General features: G+C 33.2%; 19 protein-coding genes. 13 read left to right on the forward strand and 6 right to left on the reverse strand.

Annotated elements, in window-relative coordinates; translation table 11 throughout:
* A partial coding sequence (locus C0512_RS12485) for a hypothetical protein (protein ID WP_290862084.1) occupies positions 1 to 562 on the reverse strand: 562 nt, incomplete at its 3' end.
* Between the two features lie 143 nt (positions 563 to 705).
* Here C0512_RS12485 and C0512_RS12490 point away from each other — a divergent pair.
* Together C0512_RS12490 and murC are read left to right on the forward strand one after the other, a co-directional pair.
* Positions 706 to 1,392 carry a hypothetical protein gene (locus C0512_RS12490; protein ID WP_290862086.1) on the forward strand — a complete coding sequence of 229 codons (687 nt, stop codon included), beginning with the start codon at positions 706 to 708 and terminating at the stop codon, positions 1,390 to 1,392.
* Between the two features lie 66 nt (positions 1,393 to 1,458).
* Entirely contained in the window at positions 1,459 to 2,814 is a 1,356-nt protein-coding gene (gene murC, locus C0512_RS12495) for a Mur ligase family protein (protein ID WP_290862088.1), read from the forward strand.
* 72 nt (positions 2,815 to 2,886) lie between these two features.
* Here murC and C0512_RS12500 read toward each other — a convergent pair whose 3' ends face one another.
* A complete protein-coding gene (locus tag C0512_RS12500; RefSeq protein ID WP_290862090.1) occupies positions 2,887 to 5,967 on the reverse strand; it encodes a hypothetical protein in 3,081 nt (1,026 codons plus the stop codon).
* Between the two features lie 64 nt (positions 5,968 to 6,031).
* Positions 6,032 to 6,766 carry an outer membrane lipoprotein-sorting protein gene (locus C0512_RS12505; RefSeq protein ID WP_290862092.1) on the reverse strand — a complete coding sequence of 245 codons (735 nt, stop codon included), beginning with the start codon at positions 6,764 to 6,766 and terminating at the stop codon, positions 6,032 to 6,034.
* Positions 6,767 to 6,877: 111 nt separating this feature from the next.
* On the opposite strand from C0512_RS12505, the gene radC reads away from it, so the two are divergent.
* The 7 genes from radC (at position 6,878) to C0512_RS12540 (ending at position 12,226) form a co-directional block, all read left to right on the forward strand.
* On the forward strand, positions 6,878 to 7,573 hold the full coding sequence (gene radC / locus C0512_RS12510) for a DNA repair protein RadC (RefSeq protein WP_290862094.1): 696 nt from the start codon (positions 6,878 to 6,880) through the stop codon (positions 7,571 to 7,573).
* A gap of 14 nt (positions 7,574 to 7,587) precedes the next feature.
* Positions 7,588 to 8,148 carry a PepSY-associated TM helix domain-containing protein gene (locus tag C0512_RS12515; protein ID WP_290862096.1) on the forward strand — a complete coding sequence of 187 codons (561 nt, stop codon included), beginning with the start codon at positions 7,588 to 7,590 and terminating at the stop codon, positions 8,146 to 8,148.
* 74 nt (positions 8,149 to 8,222) lie between these two features.
* Complete coding sequence (locus C0512_RS12520) at positions 8,223 to 8,852, forward strand: ABC transporter ATP-binding protein (RefSeq protein ID WP_290862098.1); 630 nt, start codon at positions 8,223 to 8,225, stop codon at positions 8,850 to 8,852.
* 1 nt (position 8,853) lies between these two features.
* Positions 8,854 to 10,221, forward strand: coding sequence for an FtsX-like permease family protein (locus C0512_RS12525; RefSeq protein WP_290862100.1), 1,368 nt, complete (start codon positions 8,854 to 8,856; stop codon positions 10,219 to 10,221).
* Positions 10,214 to 10,771, forward strand: a complete 558-nt coding sequence (locus C0512_RS12530) for a hypothetical protein (RefSeq protein ID WP_290862102.1) — start codon at positions 10,214 to 10,216, stop codon at positions 10,769 to 10,771. The genes C0512_RS12525 and C0512_RS12530 overlap by 8 nt, the downstream gene beginning before the upstream one ends.
* A gap of 11 nt (positions 10,772 to 10,782) precedes the next feature.
* Positions 10,783 to 11,469: a YjjG family noncanonical pyrimidine nucleotidase gene (locus C0512_RS12535; RefSeq protein ID WP_290862104.1), complete on the forward strand. Its 687-nt coding sequence runs from the start codon at positions 10,783 to 10,785 to the stop codon at positions 11,467 to 11,469.
* Between the two features lie 16 nt (positions 11,470 to 11,485).
* Complete coding sequence (locus tag C0512_RS12540) at positions 11,486 to 12,226, forward strand: hypothetical protein (RefSeq protein WP_290862107.1); 741 nt, start codon at positions 11,486 to 11,488, stop codon at positions 12,224 to 12,226.
* On the opposite strand, the gene C0512_RS12545 is transcribed toward C0512_RS12540, so the two are convergent.
* The gene (locus C0512_RS12545; RefSeq protein ID WP_290862109.1) at positions 12,223 to 13,500 is read right to left on the reverse strand and encodes a replication-associated recombination protein A; all 1,278 of its coding nucleotides are present in this window, start codon (positions 13,498 to 13,500) and stop codon (positions 12,223 to 12,225) included. The genes C0512_RS12540 and C0512_RS12545 overlap by 4 nt on opposite strands.
* Before the next feature lie 73 nt (positions 13,501 to 13,573).
* On the opposite strand from C0512_RS12545, the gene C0512_RS12550 reads away from it, so the two are divergent.
* The gene (locus C0512_RS12550) at positions 13,574 to 14,332 is read left to right on the forward strand and encodes a rhomboid family intramembrane serine protease (RefSeq protein ID WP_290862111.1); all 759 of its coding nucleotides are present in this window, start codon (positions 13,574 to 13,576) and stop codon (positions 14,330 to 14,332) included.
* 1 nt (position 14,333) lies between these two features.
* Here C0512_RS12550 and rlmB read toward each other — a convergent pair whose 3' ends face one another.
* Both rlmB and C0512_RS12560 read right to left on the reverse strand, forming a co-directional pair.
* Positions 14,334 to 15,068 (reverse strand): 23S rRNA (guanosine(2251)-2'-O)-methyltransferase RlmB, encoded by a 735-nt coding sequence (gene rlmB / locus C0512_RS12555; protein WP_290862113.1) that lies wholly within the window; start codon positions 15,066 to 15,068, stop codon positions 14,334 to 14,336.
* A gap of 28 nt (positions 15,069 to 15,096) precedes the next feature.
* The gene (locus C0512_RS12560) at positions 15,097 to 16,764 is read right to left on the reverse strand and encodes a hypothetical protein (protein ID WP_290862115.1); all 1,668 of its coding nucleotides are present in this window, start codon (positions 16,762 to 16,764) and stop codon (positions 15,097 to 15,099) included.
* A gap of 258 nt (positions 16,765 to 17,022) precedes the next feature.
* Here C0512_RS12560 and rpsL point away from each other — a divergent pair, with 258 nt between their 5' ends.
* From rpsL to C0512_RS12575, 3 genes are all read left to right on the forward strand, one after another.
* The gene (rpsL, locus tag C0512_RS12565) at positions 17,023 to 17,430 is read left to right on the forward strand and encodes a 30S ribosomal protein S12 (RefSeq protein WP_290862117.1); all 408 of its coding nucleotides are present in this window, start codon (positions 17,023 to 17,025) and stop codon (positions 17,428 to 17,430) included.
* A 24-nt stretch (positions 17,431 to 17,454) separates the two neighbouring features.
* Complete coding sequence (gene rpsG, locus C0512_RS12570; protein ID WP_290862119.1) at positions 17,455 to 17,931, forward strand: 30S ribosomal protein S7; 477 nt, start codon at positions 17,455 to 17,457, stop codon at positions 17,929 to 17,931.
* A gap of 10 nt (positions 17,932 to 17,941) precedes the next feature.
* The coding region (locus C0512_RS12575; RefSeq protein ID WP_290862121.1) for a GTP-binding protein at positions 17,942 to 18,146 on the forward strand (205 nt) is incomplete at its 3' end.

The raw sequence follows: 18,146 nt of genomic DNA on the forward strand, positions 1-18,146 counted from the left end.
AATCATATAAACTATAATTTTTTGAATCAATGGCAGGAGAAATTTCAAATATTTCTTTGTAATCATTTATTGTAGTAGCTCTTAGAGGTTTTTCATTTTGCAAGGAATTCTCCATGGCCTTTTCAATTTCATCAATAAAATCAGAAGTTGACCAAGTTGAAAAATCTGTGCTTTTTTGATTTTCTAAATCATTTCTTTTTCCTATCTTATATGAATTTTGATTATAGTAATTTTGCAGCAGCGTAGCGTAGATATAATTTAACAATGCCTTTGAAGCAGGTTTAGCTTCCTTTATTTCTTCTTTCAGAGTTGAAATAATTGTAGATTGAGCCTTTTCGTTCAAAACTTGTTCAAATTTTGATACGTAAAAAAAACATTTTATGATTTGGACTTCCTCTTTTTTTCGCTTGGCTTTTTTATAAATTTCTTGCACTTCTTTTTGAGCTGATTGAATTTTGCCGTCTAATTCAAGTTTATATACTTCTTTCCATTGTTCATCAAAATTTTGACCGAATGAGTAGGAAGCAATTAAAATGCAACAAATAGTTATAGTTTTATACATGAGTGTTTTTTTTATAAGGCGAAAAAGACAAACTTGGTCTGGTTGTGCTAAGTCAAGTTAATTATTCACTAAAATACTTAAATATTTTATAAGTAAAATGAATTTGAAAAACATTTCCTTATTTTTGAATTCAAATAATACCCATGCAAATTTTCAAAGTAGTAATTCTTTTATTTTCATTTCAATTGATGGCAAATTCCGACTTTGAAAAGGCCGAAAAATTATTTCAGCAAAATAAGTTAGTGGAGGCTCAATTACTCTTTGAAAAACATTTAAAAGAAAATCCTAACCATACCAAAACATTAGAATATTTAGGTGACATTGCCGGAGCCAATAAAAATTGGGATAAAGCGATTGTGTATTACCAAAAAATAAAAAATCAATATCCTCAAAACGCTGTTTATCAATACAAGTATGGTGGTGTTTTAGGAATGAAGGCAAAAGAAGTAAATAAATTTAAAGCACTGGGAATGCTTGGAGATGTAGAAAATGCTTTTTTGAATGCCGCAAAATTAGATCCTAAATTTATTGATGCTCGTTGGGCTTTAGTAATCTTATATATTGAATTACCCGGAATTGTAGGTGGTAGTGAAACTAAAGCTCAAAAATATGCTGAGGAATTGATGAAACTATCCAAAGTAGATGGTTTTATGGCTAAAGGCTATATCGATGAATATTTCAATAGATATTCAAAAGCTGAAAGCAATTATAAAAAAGCACACGAAATTGGCAATTCCAAAACTACCTTTCAAAAGTTGTATGATTTGTATCAAAAGAAAATGAAACAACCACAAAAAGCGGCGGAATTAAAAAAACAATTTGAAAAATAATTTACAGTTGTCTGTTGTCCGTTATCTGTTAACTGACAACTAACAACTTATAACCGATTACAAAAAATGAGAACTCACTTTATAGCTATTGGCGGAGCCGCCATGCATAATTTAGCACTAGCGTTACACCACAAAGGTTACCTTGTAACCGGAAGCGATGACGCAATTTTTGAACCCTCTAAATCACGTTTACAAAAACACGGACTTTTACCTGAAGAAATGGGTTGGTTTCCGGAGAAAATAACATCAAATATTGAAGCGATTATTCTCGGAATGCATGCCAAAGCTGATAATCCGGAATTATTGAAAGCCAAAGAATTGGGACTGAAAATTTATTCCTATCCCGAATTTTTATACGAACAATCAAAGAATAAAACCCGTGTTGTTATTGGTGGTTCACATGGGAAAACAACTATTACTTCGATGATTTTACATGTTATGCATTATCACAATATCGAAGTAGATTATATGGTAGGAGCACAGTTGGAAGGTTTTGATACGATGGTTCATCTCACCGAAAAAAATGATTTTATCGTTTTGGAAGGCGATGAATATTTGTCATCTCCAATTGATAGAAGACCGAAATTTCATTTGTACCAACCTAATATTGCGTTACTTTCCGGTATTGCTTGGGATCATATTAATGTGTTTCCAACGTTTGAAAATTATGTAGAACAGTTTGAAATTTTTGTCAATCAAATCACCAAAGGTGGAATTTTGGTATATAATGAAGAGGATGAAACGGTTAAAAAAGTGGCCGAAGAAACTACCAATACTATTAGAAGATTACCTTATCAAACGCCAACTTATTCCGTTGAAAACGGCACAACTTATTTAGATACTCCGGAAGGACCAATGCCAATTGAGGTTTTTGGAGCTCACAACCTAAACAATCTTGCCGGTGCCAAATGGATTTGTCAAAACATGGGAGTTGATGAAGCCGATTTTTACGAAGCCATAGCCAGTTTTAAAGGAGCTTCCAAACGATTGGAAAAAATTGCAGAAGGAAAAGGAAAAGTGGCTTACAAAGATTTCGCTCATTCACCCAGTAAAGTTTCTGCTACTACCAAAGCCGTTAAAAATCAATATCCGGACAGAAAATTAGTGGCTTGTTTAGAATTGCATACTTATAGCAGTTTGAATGCCGAATTTCTTAAAGAATATGAAGGAGCTTTAGATGCTGCCGATGTAGCCGTCGTTTTTTATTCGCCTGATGCAGTAAAAATCAAACAATTGGAGGAAGTAACCTACGACCAAATTGCACAATCTTTCAAAAGAAATGATTTGATTATTTACACGAATCCAACCGAATTTAAAGATTTTTTATTTTCAACCAATTTGGATAATTCTGCTTTGCTGTTGATGAGTTCAGGGAATTATGGAGGGTTGGATTTTGAGGAGGTTAAAAATCTAATTAACTAATTTCATTATATTTCTAATATACAAAATGCTCCTTTTTACAAAGGAGCATTTTTTCTAAATTATTATTTAAAATTAGTCTTTTAAGTATTCTTCAAACGTTTTTAATGAAAAAGGAATTTCAAGTTTTGCCGCTTGTTCCATCAATTTTGATTTGTATTTCCCTTTTAAATCTTTAAAACCCGATGCTGCCGTATTAAATTTATCCATCACATTTTCAATATTCGAAACTTGTGAGGGAGATGGAGCATCAAATTGTGAAGCAACCGTGGCATAAATAGTACTTAATTTTTCTCTTAATTGAGGCTCAGCAGCTCCAACATACATATCACCCGTGGTAACCACCATTGTGTTTTTTAATGAATTTAATTCCGAATCAATTTTGCCATTTGTTTTGGTTAATTTCGGATCTTTCTCCATTATTTTTTTGTTTAACGAAATCATTTCATCTAATTCATAAACCATATAAGCTAATTCTTCATTTTTGTCAAAAAGCATTTTAGTTGTTTCAGCTTGTTTATTTCGTTCAGCTTCTGAAATGACACTTTTTGGATCATTTACCACTTGGAATTCTTTTACATAAGTTTCTTTTCCTTTGGTTAAAACAGCTTTATATGTTCCGGCGGGTACTCTTGGTGCTGTAAATCCACCATAACTTAGTGTTTTAGCGGTTGCTAATTTCGGATTTTTGGTATTGAATCCCCAAGTTACAATATTGATTCCTTTTTGATTTCCCGGAGCTAGAGTTATTATTTTATTACCTTTCATATCTTGAATTTCTAAATCCATTTTTCCGAAAGTGTTGCGTTTTTTCAAATAATAGACTAATTGAGCCGATGTATTTGGATTGGGACCCACAAATTCTAATTCAGAAGCTGTCCCACCAAAACTCGATTGTTCTTCAATAACAAAAGGTTTAGTGTCAAAAAAATGCACTTCTTTTTTCAAAATATCTTGATTTACTTGTCGTAACGGACTGATATCATCTAAAATAATGATTCCTCTTCCATGTGTTGCCATGACTAAATCATTCGTTTTAGGATGTAAATCAAGATAATGAACTGCTACAGCCGGCATTTCATTTTCGAATTTTGACCAATTTTTTCCACCATCTATGGTAATGTATAACCCTTTTTCTGTTCCTAAAAATAACAAGTTAGGATTTTTAAAATCTTCTTGGATATTTCTGGCAAAACCATCAATATCAGCAGTAACAATTGAATTCCAAGTTTTACCAAAATCGGAAGTCTTATAAACGTAAGTGGCATAATCATTTTTGGAATGTCCATCAAAAACGGCATACGCAGTACCCGCATCAAAAACACTCGCTTCAATATGATAACACCAAGTATTTTTTGGTAACCCTTTTAAATTCAAAGTTACATTTGTCCATGTTTTTCCGCCGTCTTTTGTGATTTGAACATTTCCGTCATCGGTTCCAGCCCAAAGAACTTCTTTGTTTAAAAGTGATTCAGCAATTGTAAAAATTGTACAATGATTTTCAGCACCGGAATTATCTACTGATAAACCTCCCGATTTTTCGGTGTTCGTTTTAGAAGGATCATTCGTTGTTAAATCACCGGATATTTTCCGCCAAGTTTGTCCCATATCATCTGAAACATGTACAAATTGACTTCCTGCATATATTCTGTCCGGATTATGAATTCCGGTTACAATAGGAGTATTCCAATTAAAACGCAATTTAGGGTCACCTTTTATTGCTAGAGGTTGAATGGTTTTTAATTCTTTAGATTCTAAATTATAACGCCAAATGTTTTCAGCACCTTGCATTTCACTGTAAATAATTTTTTTGGTTGGATGTTTTAAAACGCGAAATCCATCACCATAACCTACACTGTGCCAATCTCGTGCTTCAATTCCACCATCGCTTTTACTTGGGCCATACCAAGAGCCATTGTCTTGTAATCCACCATAAATATTATAAGGTTCTTCATTGTCTAAACTTAAATGGTAGTATTGAGAAAGAGGTAAATTTTTAACGATATCCATCGTGTTTCCTGCATCCCAACTTCTGTATAATCCACCATCAGTTGCAACATAAATTCTATTACTGTCAACTAAATCAATTGTAATGTCATGAATGTCAGAATGCATATTACCCAATCCTTTAAATGTTTTTCCTCCGTCTCTACTGATAGAACCACGCAAACCACCTTTGTAAATAATATCCGGATTTCTTGGATCAACCGTAATTCTGGAAAAATAAAAAGGACGAACTACTAATTCGAAATCACTGTTTAAATGTTTCCAATTTAATCCTGAATCGTCTGAACGATATAAACCTTTGTCTTTATCTTGTTCTGTTTCTAAAACAGCATATAAAATTTCAGGTTTTGAAGGTGCAGTTGCTATGGCAATTCGGCCTAATTGACCTTTTGGAAAACCGGTATGAATTTTATTCCACGTTTTTCCACCATCTGTAGTTTTGTATAGTGCAGAATTATTTCCGCCGGAATTGAATGACCAAGCTGTTCTTCTAAATTCCCAAAAACTGGCATACATAATATCCGGATTTTTAGGATCAATGACCAAGTCAGCACAACCTGTTTTTTGATCTACAAAAAAAACTTTGTTCCATGTTTTACCACCGTCTGTAGTTTTATAAACACCTCGTTCTTCACTATCGCCCCAAAGAGCTCCTAAAACTCCCGCCCAAACTATATCACTGTTTCTAGGGTCAACAATAATGGATGTAATACGATCAGATTTAGGTAAACCCATGTTATTCCAATTCAGACCACCATCAGTTGATTTATATATTCCGTCTCCAACAGAAACACTATTTCTGGTCCAAGGTTCGCCGGTTCCCACCCAAATTGTGTTGTCTGGGTTGTTTGGGTCAATAGTTACACAACCAATTGATTGAATATGTTTGTCGAAAATGGGAGAAAAAGAAGCACCTCCATCAGAACTTTTCCATACACCGCCACCGGCAGCACCAATATAAATGATTTTATTATTAGTGGGATGATTAGCAATATCTGAAATTCGGCCACTCATAATTGCTGGTCCAATTTGACGGGCTTTAATATCGCCATAAAGCTCTTTTCCTTTTAAAATTACTTCCTCTTGAGCTTGAGAAAAACACATAGTAAATAATCCAAATAAGTAAATAATTGTATTTAATTTTTTCATATAATTAGCTTAATTAAAAAATCCCCAAGTTTTGAGTTGGGGATTGGTATGATTTAAATTTAAATTATTCTTTAAAAGCAAAAGCACTTTGATCAACAGTAGGATTCAAAGTGATTTTTTTAATTTTCATGGCTTGCCCTCCTTGATTCATTGAAAAAGGGAAAAATATACCGTCCACTTCTTGATAATCACTCATCGTGGTAGTGGAGATTTGACCTTTAGCAGGGCCTGATTTTACTTCAGTTTCAGTTAGAATAGGCACATTATTTTCAGTATCAAAATAATAAAAAACGACATTGTCTACTTTTTGCCCATCAATGGTTTGAGGTTTTTTTGTTAATTTTATTTTATGACACTCAGTCCCTTCTTTTGTTTCTTTTCCTAAATATTCAGCAGTATATCCCTTGGCTTTATAATCAAGCATGGCATCCGGAAAATCGTTTGCTTCATCTTTGATATTTTGAACCATTTCGGATTCTAATTTTTCCGCTTTCATCGTCATAAAGTTTGTTGACCAAGCTGTGGTACCGTCAAAAGCCATTTGTGTAATTTCTTGCCCTTGAAAATTGATTTTCAAGTACATTTTACCTCCTTTAAGTTGAACCAGTTCAACCGGAATTTCCATCCCTTGGTAGTTTACGGTCATTTCTGTTTTGGTACCGGTTAAACTTTTGAATTTTTCAACACCACCAATATTTTTTAAATAAGTACTTATAATTTCATCTGCTGTTTGAGCACGAGTTGAAAAACTAACAAAAACAAGTAACATCATGCTTACTAAAGATCCAATTTTTTTCATTGTAGAAGTTTTAAAATTTATTAATAAGTAATAAAAATAGTAATTATGTTACATAAAATTTTATTTTTTGTGTAATTTTATTTTTTTTAAATTATTTAAACGCCAAACAGAATGGAAGATACAACCTCTTTTTCAATTAAATATTGGGCTGAAGACGATAAGCCCAGAGAAAAATTAATGCTCAAAGGAAAATCAGCTTTGAGCGATGCCGAACTTTTAGCCATACTTATAGGCTCAGGAAGCAGAAATGAAAGTGCCGTTGAATTAAGCAAAAAGATTTTAGCCAGTGTTCAAAACAACCTAAATAGTTTAGGTAAAATGTCAATTCAACAATTAACAAAATTTAAAGGTATTGGTAAGGCAAAAGCCATTTCAATTATAGCTGCCGGAGAATTAGGAAAAAGACGTAAAGAGGAAGGAGTGCAAGAATTAATAAAAATCACTTCCAGTCGAATTGTTTATGAGATTATGCAACCTATTATTGGAGAATTGCCCCACGAAGAATTTTGGGTTTTATATTTAAATAATGCCAATAAAATTATTTATAAAGCTCAACTTAGTAAAGGCGGGATTACTGGAACCGTAGTGGATGTTCGATTGCTTTTGAAAACAGCCTTAGAGCACAATGCCTTGTCTTTTGTTTTGACACATAACCATCCTTCGGGCAAATTAATTGCGAGTGAAGCGGATATTCAAATTACACAAAAATTAAAATTGGCGGCAAAACAATTGGATATGTCTGTTATAGACCATATTATTGTAACTGAAAACGGCTATTTCAGTTTTGCCGACGAAGGAATACTATAATTAACACACTCTGAATGTCTGAGAAGAGAAAAAATCAAGCCAAATTAATCCGAATATTTAGAAAAGTGCACCGAACAACAGGAGCGTTTTTGTTTGTTTTTTTCTTTTTGATTGCAGTCACCGGGTTTTTCTTGGGTATAAAAAAGCATAGTGGAGGAGTTATTCTTCCCGAAACAAAAATCGGTTCTACAACCCAACTAACTAAATTTTTACCTTTAGATAGTCTTCAAAAGAATGCCAGTCGTTTTTTAGCAGACTATCTTAACCAAACGGAAAAGATAGAAATTGACAGAATTGATGTTCGACCCGAAAAAGGAATAGTAAAATTTACTTTTGTATCAAACTTTTATGAAGTTCAACTCGATGGTTCAACCGGAAGTTTATTGCAAATTGATTTGCGACGATCCGATGTTATCGAAAAAATACATGATGGCTCAATTGTTGATTATTATTTAGGATTCGAATCGGGAGTTTTTAAACTCATTTATACTATCATCATGAGTTTGGCTTTGATGGTTTTTACCATTACCGGGTTTTGGCTTTGGTATGGACCAAAACAAATGCGAAAATCCTAAGCTAAATTTTAGAATTGATTAACAAATAATTTTTCATTTTAGCAGTATCTTTCCAAACTACAAACAAAGCTTGTATGATAACAATCAAAAATGTGTTTTTTTCGTATAATTCTACCACAGCATTTCATTTTCCTGATATGCATTGTTCAGCGTCAGAAGCACTACTTATCACTGGTAATTCCGGGAAGGGCAAAACAACATTACTTCATTTACTAGGTGGTTTATTACGTCCGAAAAGTGGAGAGATTTCAATTGCAAATAACAATATTGCCTTATTTTCCGAACATGAATTAGATCAATTCCGAGGAAAAAACATTGGGTTGGTTTTACAACAATCACATTTTATTGCCTCCTTAAATGTCTTAGAAAATGTAGTTTTAGCCTCATGGTTAGCCACAGGAAAAAGAGCCACAGAAAAAGCTAAAGCACTCTTAAAAGAGTTGGATTTAGAGGACCAAATGTATAAATTAACCGCAGAGTTGAGCGTTGGACAACAACAACGTGTGTCCATTGCCAGAGCATTGATTAATGAACCAAAATTACTTTTAGCAGATGAACCAACTTCAAGTTTAGATGATGAAAATGCTGCAAAAGTAGCCGATTTGTTAGCCCAATTATCTAAAGAATACAAGGCTTCTTTAATAATCGTAACGCATGATCATCGGTTGAAAGAGAAATTTTCTAACCATATAAATTTAAATTGACATGATTGGAAAATTAGCATGGAAAAACCTTTGGTTTAAGCCTTTAAATACGGTTTTAAGTTTAGTTTTATTAACTGCATCCGTAGCAATAATTTCTCTTTTAATTTTATTGCAGGAACAATTTGAAAAACAATTTTCAAGCAATATTGATGGAGTTGATTTGGTTTTAGGTGCACAAGGAAGTCCTCTTCAATTGATACTTTCTTCCGTATATCAAGTAGATGCTCCAACAGGGAATATCAATTATAATGAAGCAGAAGTTTGGATGAAACATCCATTTGTTGAAACGGCCATTCCATTGGCTTTTGGTGACAATTATCTTGGATTTAAAATTGTAGGAACAACACCCGATTACATTAAAAAATATACAGCCACTATTTCCGAAGGAAAAGTGTTTGAAGAGAATTTTGAAGTCGTTATCGGAAGTGAGATTGCTAAAAAACTTAATATAAAAGTTGGTGATAAATTTTTTGGTACGCACGGAGATGCACAAGAAGGAGATGTTCATGACGAATTTGCCTATGTAGTTACCGGTATTGCTTCACCAACCGGAAAGGTGATAGATAATTTAATTTTATGTACCGTTGAAAGTGTTTGGGAAATGCATTCCGGTCACGATCATGGTGGTGAAACACATTCGGAAGATGAAAATCCACCGCATGGAGAAGAAGGGCATATTCATGTGGATGGTGATGAGCACGATCATGAAGAACATGTTCACGATGAAAATTGTAATCACGACCACGAAGTTTCCGAAAATCCCGCTCATGGAGAGGAAGGTCATGTGCATGAAGAAGGCGATGATCACGAACATGCAGAAGAAAAAGAAATCACCGCGGTTTTAATTAAATTTAAAAATAAAATGGGAATCATTTCTTGGCCTAGAATGATTGCTCAAAACACAAAAATGCAGGCAGCTCTTCCGGCAATTGAAATCAATCGTCTGTTTTCGTTGTTTGGAATAGGTTTGCAAGCATTGCAATATTTGGCCTACGGAATTATGTTCATTTCCGGTATAAGTATTTTTATTGCTTTATATAATCGTTTAAAAGAACGTAAATATGAGTTTGCGTTATTAAGAGTTTCCGGAGCTTCACGTATACAGCTATTGGCACTAGTGCTTTTCGAAAGCCTTCTACTATGCATAGTTGGATTTGTTTTTGGTACACTTATTGGAAGAATAGCCTTACTGATGATATCTGCTACCACTGACGAACAATTCAAAATGGCATTTAACCCAATGATAATTCTTTGGGAAAAAGAAGGACTTTTGTTTTTGGTTACTATCTTTGTAGGTGTAATTGCAGCGGTCATTCCGGCTATAAAAGCTTACCGACTAAACATTTCAAAAACATTAGCAAATGCGTAAAATATATATTTTTTTCATAATTATCTTCGGATTAATTATTTTTTTAGACAGTTCATTTATACCTAAAATTGGCGTAAACCAAATTGATACAAAAACACAAAAGCCATCTTTACAAACAGCCAGTTTTATGCCTGAATTAATTGAAAAGGACGCTGTTTTTATGCAAGTACCTGATACCTTATCATGGAAATTATTGGGAGTAATTAAATTTATAAAAAAACCGGACAAAGACTATCCGGATGGTGTAATGTTTCCAATTGTGAATTCAACTTTAAAAGAAAAAAACAAGAAGAAAATTGTGATGAGTGGATTTATTATTCCTATTGACAACGTATCATATGCTTTAAGTAAAAATGTTTTTGCCTCTTGTTTTTTCTGTGGTCAAGCCGGACCTGAAACCATTATGGGAATCAAGTTTAAAGGAGCAACACCAAAGCTAAAAACAGATCAATATGTAACCATGGAAGGAACTTTCCGTTACAATGATAATGATGTGAACGATTGGATTTATCATATTGAAAATGCCGTAATTATAAAAGGGGGTAAATAAATTTATTTTTTGTGTTTAAAAACAAGACGGATATTTTTTTTGATTTGGATCATACCTTGTGGGATTTTGAAAAAAATTCAGCATTAGCTTTTGAAAAAATATTTGAAAAACACCAATTAGATTTAAATTTAGAGGAATTTCTGTTGCATTATATTCCAACAAATTTGAAATATTGGAAATTGTATCGCGATGAAAAAATATCTCAAGAGGATCTTCGTTATCATCGGTTGAAAGAAGTATTTGATTTGATGAATAAGGAAGTTGTGGATGAAATGATTCATTTATTGTCTCATGAATATATTTACTATTTGCCTCAATTTAATTATTTATATGAAGGTGCTTGGGAAATTTTAGACTATTTATTCCCAAAATATAAGTTGCACATTATAACAAATGGATTTCAGACTGTTCAAGCAGGAAAATTGAAAAACTCAAACATTGAACACTTTTTTCAAACCATTACAAATTCTGAAATGGCAGGAGTTAAAAAACCTAATCCACTGATTTTTGAATATGCTTTAAAAAAAGCAAATGCCACAAAATCCAAAAGTATAATGATTGGTGATAGTCTTGAAGCAGATATTGAAGGAGCTCTAAATGTTGGCTTAGATGCTATATTTTTTAATGAATTTAATGTATCGGTTGATGAAAAAATTCATCAGGTAAATCATTTAATGCTTTTAAAAGAATATCTTTAATTTTTAAAATTCAATTATGAAAAAAATAATTTTTGCTTTTTTGATCCTTCTTTCTAATTCAACATTTTCGCAAACATTGAATGATTATCAATATGTTATTGTTCCTGTTCGTTTTGATTTTATGAAAAACGACAATGAATATCGTTTGAATACATTCACAAAATATAATTTGGAAAAAATGGGTTTCAAGGCCTTTTATAATAATACTGAAATTCCAAAAGAAATTGTTGCAAATGCCTGTGAAGTATTGAAAGTTGATGTTGAAAAAGGAGGTGGATTTATATGGACAAATCTTACTATTGTTTTTAAAGACTGTCAAAACAATATAGTTCATAAAAGTGCAGTAGGGAAAAGCAAAGAAAAAGACTTTAATAAAGCATACACGGAAGCTTTAAACTTAGCATTTGCTTCGTTATATGAGTTGAACTACAGTTATGATGGAGCAACTAAAAGTTTAAATATACCGGAGACTTCAACGGTTATTGCTTCAGAAGTTATAGAAACTTCAGAAGTGATTACCAAGCCGCAAACAACAACCGCAAACAGTTTGCAGGCTTTGAAAATAAATGGAGGTTATCACTTAGTCGATACTGCTCAAAAAGTTGTTTTCAAATTAACTTCAACAGGTAAAGCCGATTTTTTTATTGCCCAAAAAGGCAATCATTCCGGTGTTGTTTTTCAAAAAGATGGGCAATGGTTTTTTGAATACAATCAAGAGGATAAATTAATTTCAGAGAAACTAGAAATTAATTTCTAGTAGCCATATTTATCTTTCCATCTGTTTTTTAAAAAAGTACGCAATTCTTTTTCACGTGGATTATTTCCTGGTTCATATAGTACATTATTTTGAAGTTCATCCGGGAGGAATTCCTGTTCTGCGAAATTATTTTCAAAATCATGAGCATATTTGTATTCGTCTCCATATCCCAATTCTTTCATCAATTTGGTAGGAGCATTTCTCAAATGCAAAGGAACCGGTAAGTCTCCGGTTTGTTTGACCAATTGTTGTGCTTTTCCAATAGCCATATAACTGGCATTACTTTTAGCAGATGTGGCTAAATAAATCGCACACTGACTCAATAATATTCTGCTTTCGGGATAACCAATGGTTGTAACTGCTTGAAAAGTATTGTTAGCCATAATTAAAGCGGTAGGATTTGCATTACCAATATCTTCGCTGGCTAAAATCAACATTCTACGGGCAATAAATTTTACATCTTCACCACCTTCAATCATTCGGGCTAACCAATACACAGCCCCATTTGGATCGCTTCCTCGGATAGATTTTATAAAGGCGGAAACGATATCATAATGTTGCTCCCCTGTTTTGTCATATAAAACAGTATTTTTTTGGACCAATTGCATTACTTTTTCATTCGTGATTTCAATCGGTTCAACATCGGTTGCATTGACTATTAATTCAAAAATATTGAGTAATTTTCTTCCATCTCCACCGGAAAGTCTTAGTAAAGCTTCAGTTTCTATCAGTTGGATGTTTTTACTTTTTAAAACAACATCCTGTTTAATCGCTCTTTGTAACAGTTGCTCAAGATCTGCTTTTGAAAATGAATTTAGAATATAAACCTGACATCTTGACAACAAGGCCGGAATAACTTCAAAACTCGGATTTTCGGTTGTGGCTCCAATAAGTGTAACCCAACCTTTTTCGACAGCAGCTAACAGAGAATCTTGTTGCGATTTGCTAAAACGATGAATCTCATCAATGAACAAAATTGGGTTTTTAGCAGTGAATAAACCACCACTTTGTTTGGCTTTTTCAATGACTTCGCGAATGTCTTTAACTCCTGAATTTATTGCACTTAGCGTATAAAATGGCCGCTTACTTTCTTGAGCCATAATTTGTGCTAAAGTTGTTTTCCCGGTTCCGGGAGGCCCCCATAAAATTAAACTCGGAATAATTCCTTTAGCAATTTGGTGCGTCAACGAACCTTGTTCACCCACTAAATGTAACTGACTGATATATTCCGACAAATGTTGTGGCCTGATGCGTTCGGCTAAAGGTGCTTCCATGGTGTAAAAATACAGAATTCTGACAAAAAAGCACTACTTTCGTTTTGGTTGTATTTTTGATTACTACTTTTTGATGAAACAAAAACCTTTTTTATTTTCTACCTCTGTAATTGCCTGGCCACTTTTTTTTGTGTTGGCTATGTGGATTGTATTCTGGATAGAGGTCCGTTTCAAAGTAGATTTTGGTGATTATGGAATTTTACCTAGAACTTGGAGTGGATTGAGAGGGATTCTTTTGAGTCCTTTTTTACATGGAGATATAAAACATTTGTATAATAATTCTATTCCATTGCTTTTTCTGATAGCCTTACTGCGTTATTTTTATAGAGAAGTTTCTTTGCAAGTTTTGATTTTTGGTATTCTTGTTTCAGGGTTTGGAACTTGGCTCATTGGAAGAGAAAATTATCACATTGGAGCAAGTGGACTCATTTATGTGTTGGTAAGTTTTATTTTTTTTAAAGGAATTCAAACAAAATATTATCGATTAGTCGCTTTGTCTTTAGTGATTGTCATGTTATATGGAGGAACAATTTGGTATATTTTTCCTGAAGTTGATAACCAAATTTCTTGGGAAGGGCATTTGGCTGGTTTTATTACAGGGTTTTTGTTTTCTATACTATATAAAGCAGAAAAATATAAAAAGCCAATTCGATATGAATGGGAAAAGCCAAATTTTAATCCCGAACTCGATCCGTTTATGAAACATTTCGATGAAAATGGAAATTTTGTCAATACACCAAAAGAGGAAGAATTGGAATATATAGAGACTCAAAATCAATTTACACCTTCCTCAAATATCGTCTATGACTATATTCCAAAAAAAGAAGAATAAATTACTGCCTTTGTCTGACTACTTCATATAAAAAAGCACCACAAGCCACGGAAACATTTAAAGAGGCAATGGTTCCAAACATGGGTAGTTTAGCTTTTTCATCTACAATTTTTAAAACGGAAGGATTGACGCCACGGTCCTCGCTACCCATAATAATAGCTAAAGGTTCGTTAAGCGATAAGTCATATAAAGTTGAATCTGTTTTTTCGGTAGCTGCGATGGTTTTTACTCCTGAACCTTGCAGAAAAAAAATAGCGTCTTTAATATGTTCTACTTTACAAATAGGGACATTAAAAACAGCACCGGCACTAGTTTTGACTGTATCGCCATTTACAGGAGCGGCTCCTTGTTTACCAATGATAATTCCGTCCACACCGGTACATTCAGCCGTACGGATGATGGCTCCAAAATTTCGGGCATCAGAAAGTTGGTCTAGAATTAAAAACAAGGGTGTTTTACCACTTTCTAAAACGGTTGTCACTAAAGTTTCTAAATCATGAAAGGAAACCGGTGCAATGGAAGCCACAGCTCCTTGGTGATTTTTTGAAGTCAATCGATTCAGTTTTTCAACCGGAACATAAGTGAAATTTACCTTATGTTGTTTCATTGTTTTCAACAATTCCCGCATTAAGTCGCCTTGAGCATCTTTTTGTAAAAAAACTTTATCTAATTCTTTTCCGGATTGAATGGCTTCAATGATTGCTCTTATACCAAATATTTGATTTTCTTTCTCCATGCGGCAAAGGTACAATTAAGTTAGGAACTTAAAAACTCGATTTAAAACTAATATGAACGATAGAATTCGCTAATTTAATTGCCTGATCATTGGTGCTGCCATTAGCATAAATTAAATTGAAAAGCCCATTTTTGGTTAATAATCCAAATCCAAAACCCAAGCCTATAAGCGAATCATTCAAGGCTGTAGTTTGGTCTTGGTAGTATCCATAATCAATAATGGAATGAATATACATTCCGGGAGAAAGCACATAACGATATTCGGTCAGCAACGAAGTGAATAAATTTCCTTGTAAACTGTTTTCATTGAAACCTCGAATAGAATTGATTCCTCCAAAACGGTACAATTCATTTACAATATAATTTTCACTAGTTAAAAGATAGTTTTGACTTTTGAGATGGATGATATTTTTGGCATTTAAATAAAAATTATGCCTTAATTCCATCTTTCCAAAAACCTGATTTTGAGAATCTGTTTTAGAATCTCGTTTGCCTAATCCAATTTTAAAATGGAACACCGTCTTTTCCGGAAATAAAAAATCATCGGTTTTGAATTTAGTAAATTCATACTGAGAGGTGACAAACGAATTTGTAAAATCACTGATAAAACTAGAATTTACATTTTGAATATCGCTGGATTCAGTTGCTTGATAACCTAGATAAAGTCGGCTGTTGTAGTTAAAAAAGTAGCCTAAATCAATAGAAGTATTTGTGTTTTGAAAAGTGCTGTCTTTTTTAAATATATTTAGCTCTGCTTTTATTCCAATCGGACTTTTGAACAGGTAGGGAACTTGAAGGCCAATGTTAAACGAAGTTTGTTTTTTGCCGTCATTTTTCCAATAAATTAAAAATTGTTCGCCCGAGTTTAAAATGTTGTGCAATAAAATATCTAAATAACCATTAAAGCTGAATTTACCATCTTCTTCATTTGAGAATCCAATAAAACCATCAAATCGGTTGGATTTTGCCTTTTCAAGATAGACATATATTTTAGTGGAATCCTGTGTAAATAATATTTCAGGGTATTTGGTCTGTTTAACAAACCGATATTCTTCTATTTCTTTAAAAACCTTTTGAAGCCCGTCTTGGTTAAAAGTTCTATTGGCATATAATCGCATTAAATTGCGTTTGTGACTTTCCGGAAATTTTGAAGGCCCATTGATAACAATATCATTCAGGATGCGTTGACTGTTTTTCTTGATTTTTAAATCAGCAAATAAAAGTGAATCTTCTGTTCTGAAATTTTCCAATTTCAAATTAGCCAATGAATACCCTTTTTGCTCCAACTTTTTTAATTGCAAATTCATAAAACTTTCCACAGAAGCAATCGGCAAAATCAATACACCGTTTTTTAATTCATAATTCTCTTGAATTAATTCACTGTTTTCTTTACCTATATATATATGTAGAAATGAAATTCTCTTGCCTAGTTTATATCGGAATAAAAAAGTAGAATCATTTGTTTTTATATTTCCCAGATTCTCACTTTCTAAAAAACCGCTTTCAAAAAGCTTTTTGCTCAAAACAGTTATTTCTTCTACTACACTTTTTGCGTTTTCGAATCGAACTTGATAGCCAATGGAATCAATTTTTTTTGTTTCAAAAGCAGTAGTTCCTTCCACTTTTAAATATACATTTTGAGCTTTCAACGAATAGCCAAATAAAGAAAGAAATAGTATAAGAAGAATTTTTTTCAATCCATTTTAATTTCGATAAAAGTAACGTAAAAAAAGGAATTATGGTATAGAGCCTTTTTTTGCTTTTAGGCTCTATTGTTGGTGTGAGAAAAGTTTAGGCGTTTTATTTTATTCAGTTGTCTATAAACGCATCACTAAAAAAAATCCAACTCAAACAAAATAAATAAATTATGATTTGTTTTGCTAAAAATATTTACTACATTTGCAACCCCTTAAAATAGGGTAATTTTAAAAACATAGAAATTTTTAGTATTAATTATGCCAACAATTCAACAATTAGTAAGAACAGGGAGAGCCCAAATAACTAAGAAGAGTAAATCGGCTGCTTTAGATTCTTGTCCTCAAAGAAGAGGTGTGTGTACTCGTGTTTACACAACAACTCCTAAAAAACCAAACTCAGCAATGAGAAAGGTAGCTAGGGTTCGTTTAACAAACGGTAACGAGGTGAATGCATACATTCCCGGAGAAGGACACAATCTACAAGAGCACTCGATAGTATTAGTTAGAGGCGGAAGGGTTAAAGATTTACCAGGAGTACGATACCATATCGTTCGAGGTGCGTTAGATACTGCAGGTGTTGCAGGTCGTACACAACGTCGTTCAAAATATGGAGCAAAACGTCCAAAACCAGGTCAAGTAGCAGCACCCGTTAAGAAGAAAAAGTAAGTTAAAAACTTTTAAAGAAAAGACATGAGAAAAAGACAGGCCAAAAAACGACCTCTTTTACCGGATCCAAAATTCAATGATCAATTGGTTACCCGTTTTGTGAACAACTTAATGTGGGATGGTAAAAAATCAACAGCTTTCAAAGTATTCTATGATGCTTTAGAAATTGTTGATGCAAAAAAACAAGATGCAGAAAAATCTTCATTGGAAACATGGAAAGACGCCTTAACAAACGTTATGCCTCACGTAGAAGTACGTAGTCGTAGAGTAGGTGGAGCTACCTTTCAAATTCCAATGCAAATTCGTCCGGATAGAAAAATTTCTTACGCTATCAAATGGATGATTTTATATGCTAGAAGAAGAAATGAAAAATCAATGGCAGCCAAGTTAGCTTCAGAAATTTTAGCAGCAGCTAAAGAAGAAGGTGCAGCGGTTAAGAAAAGAATGGATACGCACAAAATGGCAGAAGCTAATAAAGCTTTCTCTCACTTTAGATTTTAATTCATAAGAAATGGCTAGAGATTTAAAATACACAAGAAATATAGGAATTGCTGCTCACATTGATGCTGGTAAAACAACAACAACGGAGCGAATCCTTTTTTATACCGGAAAATCACATAAAATTGGTGAAGTGCACGATGGTGCTGCAACAATGGACTGGATGGCACAAGAGCAAGAAAGAGGTATTACCATTACTTCTGCTGCAACAACTTGTG

Origin of the sequence: Flavobacterium sp., assembly GCF_013822155.1 — a bacterium.
GTDB lineage: Bacteria > Bacteroidota > Bacteroidia > Flavobacteriales > Flavobacteriaceae > Flavobacterium.